Annotated in this window: 9 protein-coding genes; 3 read left to right on the top strand and 6 right to left on the bottom strand. The window is 59.3% G+C overall.

Annotated elements, in window-relative coordinates; translation table 11 throughout:
• Positions 1 to 35 precede the first annotated feature (35 nt).
• From pglX to M0639_RS30860, 4 genes are read right to left on the bottom strand one after another with little or no spacing between them, the layout of a single operon-like run.
• On the bottom strand, positions 36 to 3599 hold the full coding sequence (pglX, locus tag M0639_RS30875; protein WP_064074477.1) for a BREX-1 system adenine-specific DNA-methyltransferase PglX: 3564 nt from the start codon (positions 3597 to 3599) through the stop codon (positions 36 to 38).
• Between the two features lie 41 nt (positions 3600 to 3640).
• Positions 3641 to 7162: a BREX system P-loop protein BrxC gene (gene brxC / locus M0639_RS30870; RefSeq protein WP_156525037.1), complete on the bottom strand. Its 3522-nt coding sequence runs from the start codon at positions 7160 to 7162 to the stop codon at positions 3641 to 3643.
• A gap of 2 nt (positions 7163 to 7164) precedes the next feature.
• On the bottom strand, positions 7165 to 7788 hold the full coding sequence (locus tag M0639_RS30865) for a DUF1788 domain-containing protein (protein ID WP_064074479.1): 624 nt from the start codon (positions 7786 to 7788) through the stop codon (positions 7165 to 7167).
• Complete coding sequence (locus M0639_RS30860; protein ID WP_064074480.1) at positions 7785 to 8417, bottom strand: DUF1819 family protein; 633 nt, start codon at positions 8415 to 8417, stop codon at positions 7785 to 7787. Before M0639_RS30860 ends, M0639_RS30865 begins: the two co-directional genes overlap by 4 nt.
• Before the next feature lie 635 nt (positions 8418 to 9052).
• Here M0639_RS30860 and M0639_RS30855 point away from each other — a divergent pair.
• Both M0639_RS30855 and M0639_RS30850 read left to right on the top strand, forming a co-directional pair.
• Positions 9053 to 9961 (top strand): nucleotidyltransferase-like protein, encoded by a 909-nt coding sequence (locus M0639_RS30855; RefSeq protein ID WP_064074486.1) that lies wholly within the window; start codon positions 9053 to 9055, stop codon positions 9959 to 9961.
• A 7-nt stretch (positions 9962 to 9968) separates the two neighbouring features.
• Positions 9969 to 10622, top strand: coding sequence for a Cap15 family cyclic dinucleotide receptor domain-containing protein (locus M0639_RS30850; protein WP_156525038.1), 654 nt, complete (start codon positions 9969 to 9971; stop codon positions 10620 to 10622).
• 486 nt (positions 10623 to 11108) lie between these two features.
• Here the strand turns inward: M0639_RS30850 and M0639_RS30845 are convergent, their stop codons facing one another.
• Both M0639_RS30845 and M0639_RS30840 read right to left on the bottom strand, forming a co-directional pair.
• Positions 11109 to 11477, bottom strand: a complete 369-nt coding sequence (locus M0639_RS30845; RefSeq protein WP_231914979.1) for a hypothetical protein — start codon at positions 11475 to 11477, stop codon at positions 11109 to 11111.
• Between the two features lie 296 nt (positions 11478 to 11773).
• Positions 11774 to 12259 carry a hypothetical protein gene (locus tag M0639_RS30840; protein WP_064074484.1) on the bottom strand — a complete coding sequence of 162 codons (486 nt, stop codon included), beginning with the start codon at positions 12257 to 12259 and terminating at the stop codon, positions 11774 to 11776.
• A gap of 522 nt (positions 12260 to 12781) precedes the next feature.
• Between M0639_RS30840 and M0639_RS30835 the strand changes: the two genes are divergently transcribed.
• Positions 12782 to 13375 carry a recombinase family protein gene (locus tag M0639_RS30835; protein WP_064074487.1) on the top strand — a complete coding sequence of 198 codons (594 nt, stop codon included), beginning with the start codon at positions 12782 to 12784 and terminating at the stop codon, positions 13373 to 13375.
• Positions 13376 to 13768: the final 393 nt, after the last annotated feature.

Genomic DNA, 13768 nt, shown 5'->3' with positions numbered 1-13768 from the left:
GTCACGAGCTGGTCCGAGCGCGCACGTGCGACTCGTTACACATCGCTGGACTCCAAGCCAACAATCTTCTTCACCGCCGGGTAGAGCTTCGGGTAGTTCACTTTGACGCCGTCATCGAGATCGATCTCGACCTGCTGGGTGGCGAGCGGATAGAACACGTCATGCTCGTAGTCACGCAGTTCGGCGAGTATTTTGCGCAGCCGGTCGGCTTCCTTCTGGTCCTTCACCGATGTGCCGCCAGCGGCCGCAGCCTCGGCACGCTCAAATGCCTTCTGCAATTTGTTCTCGTACTCACGCAAGTACTCGTTGAGCACAGTCGAGACCGTCGACGGCGTGTAGCGGTGCAAGTAGATCAGCGCGTTGAACGAGCCCTTGGGACTGGAGAACATCCAGTAAATCGGGCGCTTCTTGTAGCGCTTCACGTGGTCGTCGTAGAACTTCGACCTCCCCGACTTAGTGACGAAGTAGTCGCGCAGTGTCTTTACGCCCAGCGACTCCTCTACAAACCGTAGGTTCTCCTCGAAGTGTTCTGCGGCAAACGCAGCTTTCAAGAATTGCCGGAATTGTTCGACGATGTCATCCTCGAACCAGCCATCGTCGACGAACGGAATCACATTGTCGGCGTCCGGCATGAACGTCAGGTCGCTAGTTGTTGAGCTTAACGAAACCTTGGCGAGATAATCCTGAAGCGTCGCACTCTGATCGGCGAGAATCAGGCCCGGCTCATCGAGGCTGTAACGGCCGAACATGCAGCCCACGGCATAGGAGATGATCTCCGCAGCGAAATCTGCTCGCTCCAATGCCTCGTACTCGGTAGCGGACCTACCAGGTCCGTATCGGAACTCGACATTGCGGGTCAGGGAGACGCGATGCAGAGGCACGTCGATCAGAACCTCGTCTTGCAACCCATAAGCTTCAGCAACGATGCGGTTGTTTTGCGTTTCGCGGGTTTGTTGCTCGTCGGCAATACTTTTCTGGTTCTTCGACCATAAGAAATAGCGCTGCCGGAGGGAACTCAGCCCGGCAAAGTCCCCAAACCATGAAGGGCGCTTAAAATCCCACGAGGTCTCGAAGTCATCCCAGTCTGCCTGCGAGGTGGCAACTGCGGCCCTAACGTTTTCCTGGCAGGCATGACTGTCAGCAGCAGGCGAAACAGGTACAGAGCCAAGATAGCCCGGATGAAGGTTGAGCGTAGGATTAAGCGTCGCAAGAATTGCTGAAGCAGCCGAGGAGTTCAGAACTCCGAGGTGGACGTCATCGGTTCCCGACTGACATATACCTGCCGCCGCATCAAAAAGTGACCCCCTCGGGACATTCCGGAAGGTCTGCGCACCTGACGTGACGACCGTCCACGCAATACCTGGACGGAAAATCCGGTCAAGATTGAAATTATGCGCCCATGTCCTCGAACCGCCAGGCGCCAAGGTGGTCTGCAGGCGCAATCCATCGTGTTGCCAATCGACAACCGAATCAAGGTTCCCCGCCCAGCGTCGAAATTCACCACCCTTGGCATAGGGGAACCATCTGCGACTAGTTTGCGCAGCCTGATCACGGCTCTGCGCATCCAGGCACGTCAGATTCGCCGCAACTTCCCACCACTGTCGGACATACAAAGCGTTCTTGCCGGTAACCATTCCGATTGTGGAGCGCGAGCGCGACGACAACGCGGGGAAGTCGCTAAATGTCGCACGCATGGAGTCGGAAAGCCAGTATGCAATCGGAGTACCAGGCACCTTGGCGAAATCCGACGTTGCGGTCCTGTACAAGTGACGCTCCATACCGCTACTTGTTTCACCGGCGCGTTTCAAGCGATCAGCCTGGATGATTTCGAGGGTCTTCGGCCCCTGAACGGCAGGCCCTACGAAGTCGAACAAGCGAACGAAAGCGCCCGCCTGATCCGACTGCCCGCGGCGAAGCACATATGCGCAGATCGGAACCGTTGCACCATCGAACCCCGAGTATTCGAGCTGAATGAGCGTAGTAATTGTCTCTTCACGAATTACTCGATTCCGTAAAGCTTCGTAGCTTGAGATAAACATCCACACGAATGGTGTCATCAGCCCGGAATAGCCGCCCACTGGCAGGAGATCCAGGCACCGTTCAACGAACATTGAAAATAGGTCAGACTTCGAGTCCTTGGACTCGGACTTGGCGAAATCAGCGAGTCGCGTGTCCATATTCTTGGCACCCATGTAAGGCGGGTTGGCCGTGACTACCAGATACTCACAACTCAGTATCTCGGCCTGCCGGACCACCAGACGGGCACGAATCAGCGTGTCGTAGTAGAGTGTCGCTTCCTGGTCCTTAAGCGCTTCCAAAACCATGGCAGCCTGCGCGGTCGCATCTGGGTCTGGCCGGATCAACGAACCCAAGACATCGGCGTCATGGAACTGATTCCAGAACGCTTCTTCGGCGTCGCGGTCCCCGTCCTTCGTGATGAGCAAGCCCAGATCATCGGGAGTGAATGAGATCGGCTCAATCACACAGATCTTCGGCGAAATTCCCGAACGAGTGAAGAAACGACGATCTTTTCCGCGTGCCTTCATGGTGAGGGCGAACGCGGCGAGAGCCCCGGCGCGGGAGTCGATCTCTGTGCCGTGGAGATTGTGGGTGAGGATGAGGCTCGGGATATCAGAGGGTGCGTAGCCCGCTTCCTCGTAGATCGCGTAGAGCAAGTCGAAGGCGTAGGTGAGCATGTGGCCCGAGCCGCAGGCCGGGTCGATCACCGTCAACTCTTCCGGCCCTGCAACTTTTAGAAAGTCGGTTTCCTCGTCGATCGGCGCGATGTAGTAGTCCATTTGGTCGACCAGTCGCGAGGACGGTCTGTTGAGCATCCAGAGTCGTCCGAGCGTGTTCTCTAGGAGGTAACGGACGATCCAGTGTGGAGTGAAGAGCTGGGTGGCTGCGGGGATCTCGTCGGCGCCGGCCTTCTTGTTTTTCTTGAACCCGGCGAAGATTTCGTCTTTCCGCTCGGAGATGTAGAACTGGTAGAGCCAGCCGATCACCTCCGCGTCCCCGCAGACGTCCTCGGTAAGCACTCCGCGGGCCCGGGAGAGCAGCGCTCCATCGGCGAGCAGACCAGCGGGCACTAGCAACTCGGTGTAAGCACCCTCGGCTTCGAACATGAATGGCATTGTCTTGTGCCAATGTCGGCAATACGCGGTGAGCAACAGTGCATAGGCCTCGCCCTCGGCGTCGGTGCTGCGGCGGGTGCCGTCCAGCAGGCCGATGATCGCCTCGTGAGCGCTGATATTGGTGACGACCTCGGTGTCGAGGTCGCCGCGTTTCGCGTCGGCCAGGATCTCCGGTTGGCCGTGGGCCTGGCCCGAGGCCGGCGAGACGATCCCGGCGTCGGTGTAGCCGCGAGCGTCCATGAAGCGTAGTGCGATGAGACGGTTGAACCAGGTGTAGGCGACTCTGTCGATGACGTGTTCACGACCGTGGTCGGCGATCTCGGACTCAAGAAGGCGTACTGTCTCGGTGCGCTCGCTGCGCGCGACGGACCCGGCGGCGAGCACCGTCGATGCCCGTGCCTCGACGGCGACAAGTAGTTCGCGCCTGGCAGCTTTCGCGAAGCTCTCCAACGGCTTTGTATCCATGCTGCGTCCTTAAACTCGTGCCCTTGAGGGGCGCTTGGGCACTACAGGGTGATGCGTTTGTTGTCGTTGATCGTCGCGAGCAAAATCACGCGAAGTTGACCTAGATAGGCGTCGACCTGTGCTTCGTTTTCGAGCACTCCGCCGGCTCCCGGCAGTGAGAGTTTCTTGATCGAAATGCTGTGCTTCGTCGGAGGTGTCGGGATTCTCGGGGCCTTTGACGTGTCGTCGTCGGGAACCACCGTTTCTGGATCCGGTACAGCTTTCGCAGCTTCGAGCTCGTCGAGGATCGCGGGATAGATCGTGTCGTCGAACTGCGTGGCCAGGTGACGGATCGTAGGGATCTGGATCTCCTGCTGGACGCTCGCCACAATCTGCTCGGTCTGGCGGGTCACCGATTGACGAGCCGCCTCCGCCGCGGCCGCATACGCCGCGCTGACCGGAATCTGCTTCCAGTAGTTGTCGATCTTGGCGATTGCTTCGTCCCGTTCAACAGCAACCACTCCATCGAGTTGCTCCTGTACTGCCGCGACCGCACTGCCGAGCTTGGTGGTCTTATTGCCGCGGAAGATCTGGGCGTCTTCGAGCGCGGTCTCGATTCCGTCGGCGACTCCGGCGGGTAGGTAGGCGATGTTGGTGCTGTGTGTCAGCATGAACGAACGGGCATCGTCGTAGATGCTGCGCTGATTGCCGTTGAGGAACGCCTTGATCGGATCGATCACGTTGTCCTTGGCATCGAGCAAATCGTCGGCACCGGCGAAATGCTCGACGAACCAAGCCTCCTGATTGCTGCTCAGCTCCGCGAGCCGCCCGATCGGTTCGTCGAGCTGGTCAATGAACGGGTAGACGGCGGCGCCCGCACGCAGTGCCTTCAGCTCGGCGAGTTTGGCTTCGAGGTGTTCCTTGCCGATGCGGCCGAGTTCGGCGGCATCTTTCGTGACGGAGCCGTCGTCGGTGAAGTCGATGACGAACTTGCGGAACAGGTTCACGATCTTCTGGTCGTAGACGCGCTGCGGGGCGACGATCAGTTTCGGGTAACGCTGAGTGTTGCGCAGCGCCCCGGCGATCTCCGTCCGGGCGATTGTCTTACCGTCGACCTGGATTTCGACCTTCGCCTGCCCTGCTAGATAGGCCACCACGGCGGCGATGGACCACTGGTCCCAGCCGTACGGCTTGGTGGTGTAACGGTCGACGAGTTGCTTCATCGTGACCATCTCGTGCCGCTTACCGCGCATCTCCAGATGCCCGAGCAGGTCGCCCGCGGGAACATCGAGGATGCTGCCGGTTTCCTCGAACATGCCCTCGGCCGGGTTCACCAGTGCGCTCAGGCTCTGCTCGCTGAAGGTCTTACCGCCGAGCATGCTGAGGTTGGTGTAGGTGGCGGCGATGACCTTCCCGAAGCCGTCGTTGATGCGTGTCTGCGGATCCGCGGCGGTCATGTCGAGGACCCCGGCGTTGTGGATCAGGATCGATGCCCCGACCGCTGTCCGCAGACGTTCGACGATTTCCTTCTCCCGCTCGGCGTTCTGGGTGCCTTTCTCGCTGAGGATCCTGGTCTCTATCGCGGTGCGGCTGGACCCCTGAGCACGTTTGACGTACTTCTCGGTCTTGAGCAGCAGACGCAGGTCGGCAAGGATTCGGTTCGCTTCCACCGGGAGCACCACTCGGAGTTCGTCGAACCCCGCGCTTTGCATCTTGATCTGCTCCAGACTGAAATCTGTTTCGGGGCTGATGAAGTGCAGCGAGAGCTCGTACTGCTTGCCGTAGGGCACGCCGTCGAGCTTGTAGCCGAACGGGAAGTTCTGGCCGTTCTTGGCAGTGGCCTTCGTGGTCTTGATGACCGATTCGGCGAGCAGCTTGTTGAGTTTCGCGGAGGCCTCGGAGCTGTCGATGTCGACGTCCTTGATTTCCTGCTCGATCTTCTGCTCTTCGTTGGTCAGGTAGTCGTAGAGGTCGCCATTGCGCTGGATGTAGGTCTGCGCCTCCAGTGTGTTGAGCGCGTCGATGACATCTTTGCCGAGCTGGGTCAGATCGGTGCCGAATCGGTCGTAGACCAGCACAGTGAGGTTGCGAGGCGTGGATTTGAAGCTGTCAACGTATTTCACCAGGAACAGCGCTTTGAGCAGCCGCGCCGCGAGTGGGCTGAGCTTGCCGCTGTCCCGGGAATTCTCGGCGCCCAAGATCGCGCGCTGATTGGCGGACTTCAACGAGGCCCGAATTCCCTCGAACATCTGGTCGAAGGACGCGAGAGTGCCGAGCGGCCGGTCGGCGAGGCTGGTGGCGACTTCCTGAACGACACCGAGCATGGAACGTTCACCGACGGAGCTGTTGCGCCCCTCGAAGAGATTGTGGTCGCTGATCGACTCGATCGCGGCCTGGAAAAGCGGGAACTGGTAGCCCACGAATGGGTACGTGCCGACAAAATGTTGCTCGTCGCGATAATTCGGATAGTGGCGGCCCTCTACGAAGTCGAACAGGGTCTTGAAGTTCGCCTGCTCCGCGTCGTAGATCGCCTCGATTTCGGTGCCCGCACCATCGGCCTTGGCCAGCAGACGCTTACGGATGACCTCCTCGACGTCCTGGCTGGTGAGTTTGAGCCGGTTCTTGAAGCGCGCCTGAATCTTGGAGAAGTCGTTGGCCTGCTGTTTGGTGCGGTCGCCGCCGACCTTCTCCATGTCCTCCTGGGAGGTCACGAAGATCCACGCCCTCCCCTGGCATTTGGTAGCGAGCGATTCGGCGATGGTCTGGAGGTTGAGCATGAGTTGGGTGTGGGTGCCGATGAACTGGCCTACCTCGTCTACGAAGAAATTCAACCGGTAACCGTCAGGCTGTTGGTCAAGCCAGGCGGCGACCTCGTCGGCGAAATCTTCGATCGAGACCGAGTAATTCGCACTGTACTGGCGGATGATGCCGAGGCTCTCGGAGCCGTTGACCTCGGCAAAGGCCTTGTCGATGTTGCCTGCTTCAAGGGCCGTTTGCTCGCGTCCCTGTGACCAGGGAATTCCCGCAATCTGTTCGAAGGCTTCCTGGAACGCCACGTACTGGTCACGGAAGTCGAGGTCGCGCTCGAAGCGGGCGATGTGTCCTTGGTTGCCGTAGTAGCCGCGGGACTCGTCGAAGATCTTCACGAACACCTTCAGCAGGGCGTCGTTCTGGTCTTTCGAGATCAGGGTGGCCTTCTGGTCGATGTTGAACAGCAGGCTCTTCGCTTCGATCCGTTCGGCCTTGTCGATCAACGCCGGCAGGAACGCGTCGTCAGCCTTCGTCCGAAACTGGGTGCAGACCCCAGCACGCGGGTAGTCGAGGCCGTCGATGTCGCCGAGCAAGTGGGCCAGCATCTTCAACAGGTGCGACTTGCCGGAGCCGAAGAAGCCGGAAATCCACACGCCGTTGGCGTTCGTGTAGTTCGTGTACGCCTCCAGCACCTGCTCGACACCCTTGGCGGCCTCGTTGGTGAGGACATACTCCTCCACCTCAGTGGCGAGTTGGGAGGTGTCGTCAGCCTTGATGACGCCCTCAATCGAACGGTCGATCGGCTTGGCGAAGATCTCATTGATCACAGTCATGCTCATGTCTCCTGCTCGAGGATGTCCTTGGCCCGGTAATAGCTGTCGCTCGCACCAAGGTTCAATGCGCGGAGCTGGTGCCCGGTCGACCGGGTGAACTCGTACGTGCCCGGGAACCACGCCAACATCGGGCGACCCACGACCACGCTCTGCAAGTTCTCCAGCACCGTGTGTGTACGGATAAACGGAAATACCTCACCGATGCCGGTGAGGAAGACCACGGTTGCTTTCGGTTCAGTTCCTGGCTCAGTTCCGAGCCGAGCTCGAATCGCTGGGGCGAGGTGATCGTGCGGATCGAGCATGCCCTGAAGCATGTCGCGGAAGTCGGCCTTGTCCATCGTCGGCTCCGCCTGGAGAACGCGATCCCAGACGCCCCGTTCGTTGAGGAGTTCGACGGCAAGGTCGTACAGATTGATCTCGACCACACTGATTCCGTCATCGCTCTGGAGCTTCGTGGTGACCCGGTCGCGCATGCCGTCGACGTCGAGGGTCCAGGCAGGAGGAAAGTGGTAAATGAAGAAGGGAACTTCCTTGGAGAGGCCCTCCATCCTCAAGAACCGGTCGCTACGCAACACGTCATATACGTGCTTCTCTTCGTGAGTGAGGTTTCGCTGGGTTGTTCTCATCGCTGCACCTGGTTGCCTGAGGATGTGAATGGTGTGACCATCGGGAAGAATCGGAGGTCGCTGGGCGTGCGGCGGTCCAGGACGTCGATGACGCGCCCGGAGATCACGGCGGGGATGATGTGGCTGGCGTCGGTGTACAGACCTGCCTCGCGGAGCATCCGAAACAACGTCTGCCGAAGCTTCTGTCGCGTCGACGACTTCAGACCGTCGAGCTCGGGGTGCCACAGGCTCTTACCGGTGATGAACCGGTCAAAGTCCTCGATGTCGAGCGTCGGCCGCATCAGGAGGAATCGCTCGCGCAGCACCTCTTCGGCAAAGTCGCCGATCAGCGCGTAGCGGCGGCAAGCCGCGGCCCACATCAGGTGATGCTGCTCCGACGGACTGCCCTCGACAAGCAGTTCGATCTCATCATCGCCGAGCGCAGCGAGCCGCTGAACGGTCTCGCGGGAGACCCTGTCGAGCGATGAGGTAGTGCGAGCCTGCAACAAGTTGCCGTCGACAACTCGGACACGGGTCGCCTGCCAGTCGCGAGACTCAAGGTATATCGCTGCGACGGACACACCCTCGCGGGCGAGGAGGCCACCACTGGTGAACGACAATGCATAGCGCGATTGCGCTTCGTCAGTCACGTGGTGCAAGGCCTCCCTTCCTGTCTTCAGAACAGCACACAGACTATCGGGAGCCTGCGACAATCCTGGAGGTCGGCCCGCAGGCTGAGATTTTCCTCCGCTGCGCGTCCAGTTGTCGACTTCGCTGGCGCGATGCTCCCAGCGCCTGCGTGCGATAGGTCACCCGTAAAATCACGGTCGCAATGAAGCCGGTTATGGACTTTCGCGTTGTAGCCGATGGTGGCGGTGCGGTCGTCGGCATTCTTGCCGGTCTCGGGGTCGCTTTCTTCTTGCCCCACTTCATCTTTCGATATTCGGACGTCTCTCAGCCTCTGCCGAGGAACCCGACTAAGTTGTACGTCAAGGGGATACAGATCGACGCTCTCGGGTCTCCGGCGTGGGGATGTGCGGGAGAATTTTCTTCAAGTCAGGTGCACAATCCTCGCAGTACGCCGGATCGTGCAGTAGGCCGTAGACGAAGATGCCATCCATGGTTACCTGATCACCGATTACCTTGCCGTTAACACGTCGGTCCAGTTAGGACCACTGATGGAAGAAGGGTCGATAACTACCTAGCCGTACGAACATTCTTATGAAAGTGATGTCGGTGGTAACCGATATTGTCCTCACCTGACGACGGGAGTCACGCGGTGGGAATGTCAGCTTCAGCTCGTACAGAGCTTCTCAGCAGGTGGATCAAGCCATCGAGCGAGAACGAACAGGTGCAGCAAGAGCGAGCGGAGGACATGGTCCGCAAAGCGATTACCACCTGTAATGCCTTCGACGGCACCAACGTCCTCATCTATACAAAGGGCAGTTACCCCAACAACACCAATGTCCGCCGTGACAGTGACGTCGACGTTGTGATCGAGCTTCGGGACTGCCTCTACTACGGATACAAGGCGGGCGTCACCGGCGCAGCACCACCGCCACCGCCTTACCAAGGGTCGTGGACTCCTGAAAGCTGGCGTAAGGCAGTAGTTGATGCGCTCGTCGTAGCCTTCGGATCAGACTCCGTCGACACCAGCGGAAGAGTTGCCATCAACATCAGCGCCGTGGAAGGTAGCCGCCCGAGCGCCGACGTCGTGCCGAGCTTCGACTACCGACGCTACGACAACTCCGACCGGACTATCTCGAAGGAAGGAAGTTGCGTCTTCCCAACCGATGGCGGAAGCAAGATCGTGAATTGGCCGCAACAGCAACTGGATAACGGACGCAGCCTCAACACCGAGACCAACCACCGGTACAAGAACTACGTTCGCGCACTGAAGAACGCTGAGAACTTCCTCGCGACAGCGGGCACCATCGACGAGCTGCCTTCGTACTTCATGGAGTGCCTGGTCTACAACGTGCCTGCCTCGACTCTCACCACTGGTGACCTCGACGAGGGTTTCCGCGCCACGCTGGTCAGCTTGTGGAGTCTCCTCGAATCAGAGGAGAGTGAGCGCAAAATGGTCGAACCTAATTGGATGAAGTGGCTTTTCACGAGTGACAAGAAATGGTCGGTCCAGGATGGAAAAGACCTAGTCCTGGCGACATGGGGCCATCTCGGATACGGAAGCTGACCCCAACGTGCGTCCGACTACCTTGGTGCGAATCGTCGTACTCACTGTTGGCCTCGTCTACACCGCCATCCTCGCGCTATCCGGGATCAGTCTCGACAGCACCACCAAACTCGTTATCGGATGGCTCCCCGCGGCCGCCTCGATAGTTCTGCTCGTATGGGATCTCTGGGGATGGCGCCTTCCACTGCTGAACAGACTGACCCACAGACCCCGAATCGACGGCTTGTGGGAAGTGACGCTGACTCCGACGGCAAAGAGTGTTATCCCGGAAGGAGGGAATCGTGGGCCTATCCCTGCGTACATCGTGATCAACCAGTCGTACTGGTCCCTCCATGTCCGTCAGATGACCGTCGAAAGTGGAAGCGACAGTAAGTCGTTCTTCTGGGACCGAATACCCGGAGATGATGTGGAAAGACTCAACTTCCTCTACCAGAATGATCCCCGCCCTGAGCACCGGGGCCGCAGCTACCCACACCTGGGATCGTGTTCGTTCAACACGGCCCGCCTAGTCCCCCAATCGATTCACGGCATCTACTTCACTGATCGCTATACCCAAGGAGAGATGGATATTCGTCTGGTGGACAGATCCAAGGGGTACACGTCGTACCAGGATGCCGCTGCACATATGGCAGAACTACGCTCCGACAATGACCGGTCGTGACACGCCGCTATCCTGAGGACGTCGGGTCGGATACCGCCCGACGAGAAAATATGCAGTCTTTGAACTGACATAAGGGACGGTTATCGGACTTGACGGGACTACGAAAGAGCCCTCGGCCCCCACCGGGCGGGCGTGGCGTGCCGCCCCGGGCACGGTGAGGCTGGGAAACAAGAACGGCGAACCTCTCTTTGTAGCCAGCGGATGTGCGATGGCGGTTTCTACATATACCGTTGATCGGTTAGCGACAGAAGCGATGTCGTCACCAAACACGAGAGGTCTCGGCCCGTATCTCATCGAGTTCTTTCCCTGGCTCCAGGCGCCCGACAACTACTTCCGGAGTCGTCGGCACCCGGGCAAGTAGAGCGTAAGCCCCCGACAGCGGCCGCAGTCGGGGGTTCACGCTTGCGTGTTCGCTTCCGGCGCAGCGGATAACCCCCAACCTTCCGAGGGAACGCGGGGTGTCGGCCGGATTCGGGAGACTCCGGCCTATTCGCCCTCCATCACCGGTTCAGGTTGCTGGCCGTGCCGTCGACGCCATAGGTTGCCCATGTCGTCGGCGAACTGGAGATCGACCCGTAATTCGGCCGCTCCGGGGGCGCTGTACAACACCTCAGCTGACTGGTCTCGCGAGATCACCTGCGGGTATTTGTCGACCATCTGCTGTTGCGCGTTCTGAAGAAGCGCGGAGAGGCCGGGGACACTCATGATGTGATCCGAGAACATCCCACCATAGGAACCGAGGTTCGTCGGCACACCGAAAATCCCCGGCGGGTACATCGAGTTAGCGCGGGAGCCGATGGCATCAAGTGTTCCGCTCATCACGCCCGACAGCATCTCGCGGGAGAGCCCCTGCACTGAGATCTTCCCCTTCGCCGGGTGACACGCACCCTCCAGTCCGTTGCCGTCCCCATCAACGGCATACACATCGACTTCGAGGTCCGTAATCGGACCCGAACTCGCGTTGTTTACAGCGACGGTCCATAGACCCTGACCGATAGGCACCGGCTTGACTGACGCCGTTACTGCGCGGATGCGGTCGCCGCTGTTACCCGTCTCCGTCGCGCCGACCGAATAGTACGTGTTGTTATCCCGGCCAGCGATGACGTTGCGCTGGGTCGAGGTGAAGTTGTGCGCGGAAGCAGACCAACCGTCTATTGCTCCCGCGCCCAGGTAGGGTGGGGCGACTCCTGAAGGGCACGCGCTGCGACTCGGCCGATCCGCAGATCGCCAGCAGCTGCGATGTCCTCGGCGACAACACCACTCCCGCCGTCGACGGCCACATCTTTGACCTCGATGTCGCCTCCAACCGATGCGCGGCGAATCACTACGCCGATGGTGGCAGGCAACTCGGGAGCCTGCTCCTCGACGGCTGCCAGGAGAGCTTGCGCGAGACCCAGAAGATCGACGTCGTCGCCAGCACCCGCCTGATCCAGTTTCTTCGCAAGGAGTGCGCGGCGGAGTTCTTCCTCTGGCTCCTGCTCCAGCCCCTCGACCTCCGCGGTCACGGAGCTGTACCGGTTCGTAATCCAGCCCTTCACGGCCGTGTACGCGTCGCCGATTGCCTGTTTCGTGGTCTCACGTGCGCCGTCCGACGCACCGAGTGCGATCGCCGCGACTACTAGGGTTACGGGTTCCATCAACCACCTCACAGGGATGTGGTCCTGCACGGTGCCGGACCACGCCCAAATCTAGCGGCCGATGCCGACAATCGCGGGCGCCGAACGTGTATTCCGCTCGAGGACAACTAAACCCGGGGCCCCTGAAGCAAGTGGCAGGACGGTTAGACCATTCAGTGTAAGTAAGCCCTCCCCAGAGTTGCCCGAATCTTCGACATAGCAAAGGTGCATGAATAAGCAGCGTACGGTTCAGCCTGCGAACGATTTACTCCTCATCAACTGTTCCTGTACTGACCTCACTCGCCAATCGCGGAGGCTTACCGGTTCAAGGCAAACGCACTCAGAGCCCTCCTGCCGGTTTCGGTGTGCGTTTTGACCATCGTCATACCGGACGATCACAAACGCGCTTCTGCGTGAAATTGACGTGGGGAAATTCTCGCGATTTCGTCCGGTATATGTGTCCGTTGGATTCGTCCGGTATGGCATAGTTTCTAACGGACAGATTGTGTCCGGGACGTCTGAACGGCGAAAATCGGGAGTGCAATGAAGATCGGCTACGCGCGTGTGAGTACGGCGGCTCAGGATTCGTCGATTCAGGTCGAGCTTCTTGCCAAGGAGGGTGTCGATCGCGACCGGGTGTATGTCGATCACGGAATCAGTGGCCGGCAGACTCGGCGTCCCGGGCTCGACAATGCGATCAACGCTGCCCGCGAAGGTGACGTGTTCTGTGTGACGAAACTCGACAGGCTCTCTCGGTCAGCGGGGGATCTTCACGAGACGGTGAAGCGACTCGCTGCCAAAGGTGTGGCGTTGTCGATCGACGGGAAGATTTACGACCCGACCGATCCGATGGGCAAGATGTTCATCGGTGTCCTCGGGTTGATGGCCGAATTCGAGTCCGATCTGATCCGAAGTCGGACCAGGGATGCTGTTGCGGCGGCTGCGGCGGCCGGCAAGATGAAGGGCCGTCAACACAAGCTAACACCGGAAGAGCGCGCGTACCTGTTACAGACGTACGAGACCGGGCAGTTCAAGATCGAAACATTATGCAGGAACACGGGTTTGAAGCGATCGGCACTGTACGCCAACATCGAGCTGGCGCGTACCGAAAGGGAAGCCGGAATGCTCTCACTCTGAAACCAGCCGGAATTCAGTCCGTCACTTCAACGCTCGACAGGCCTCGCCGCATTCTCCGTGTCAAATACTTCGGGGAAAACGTGCCAAATAACTCCGAGAGTTACTGCGTAGACCAAAAAGTCGCTCGTAAGGGCACAGTGTTGCAGAACTCACCGACAAGCGAGGATTTGGGACAAAAGCAGTGGGACGGGTTTTTGCAACACTCCCCCGGCTGGTCGCTTTGTCTGATCGTCGTCGCCGTTGCGTGTCCGAGAAACGATCGATTGATGGACACACCGTTCATGCACTGTCTCACCCGACCCACCTCACGCAAGACAAACATGTTTGATCGTTCTGAAGGATTGATCGCTCAAACAGAGCCAGTAGATCCTTGTGTCTGATCGGGCGTGTACA

The sequence above is a fragment of the Rhodococcus qingshengii JCM 15477 genome (assembly GCF_023221595.1).
Lineage (GTDB): Bacteria > Actinomycetota > Actinomycetes > Mycobacteriales > Mycobacteriaceae > Rhodococcus_F > Rhodococcus_F qingshengii.
The sequence above is the reverse complement of the archived record's forward strand: the minus strand, read 5'-3'. Positions and strand labels throughout refer to the sequence as shown.

What these genes read in the sequence shown, in the direction of transcription:
- M0639_RS30855 (WP_064074486.1), top strand. Translation starts at nt 9,053, where the DNA reads ATGTCAGCTTCAGCTCGTACAGAGCTTCTCAGCAGGTGGATCAAGCCA.
- M0639_RS30835 (WP_064074487.1), top strand. Translation starts at nt 12,782, where the DNA reads ATGAAGATCGGCTACGCGCGTGTGAGTACGGCGGCTCAGGATTCGTCG.
- pglX (WP_064074477.1), bottom strand. Translation starts at nt 3,599, where the DNA reads ATGGATACAAAGCCGTTGGAGAGCTTCGCGAAAGCTGCCAGGCGCGAA.
- M0639_RS30840 (WP_064074484.1), bottom strand. Translation starts at nt 12,259, where the DNA reads ATGGAACCCGTAACCCTAGTAGTCGCGGCGATCGCACTCGGTGCGTCG.
- brxC (WP_156525037.1), bottom strand. Translation starts at nt 7,162, where the DNA reads ATGACTGTGATCAATGAGATCTTCGCCAAGCCGATCGACCGTTCGATT.
- M0639_RS30865 (WP_064074479.1), bottom strand. Translation starts at nt 7,788, where the DNA reads ATGAGAACAACCCAGCGAAACCTCACTCACGAAGAGAAGCACGTATAT.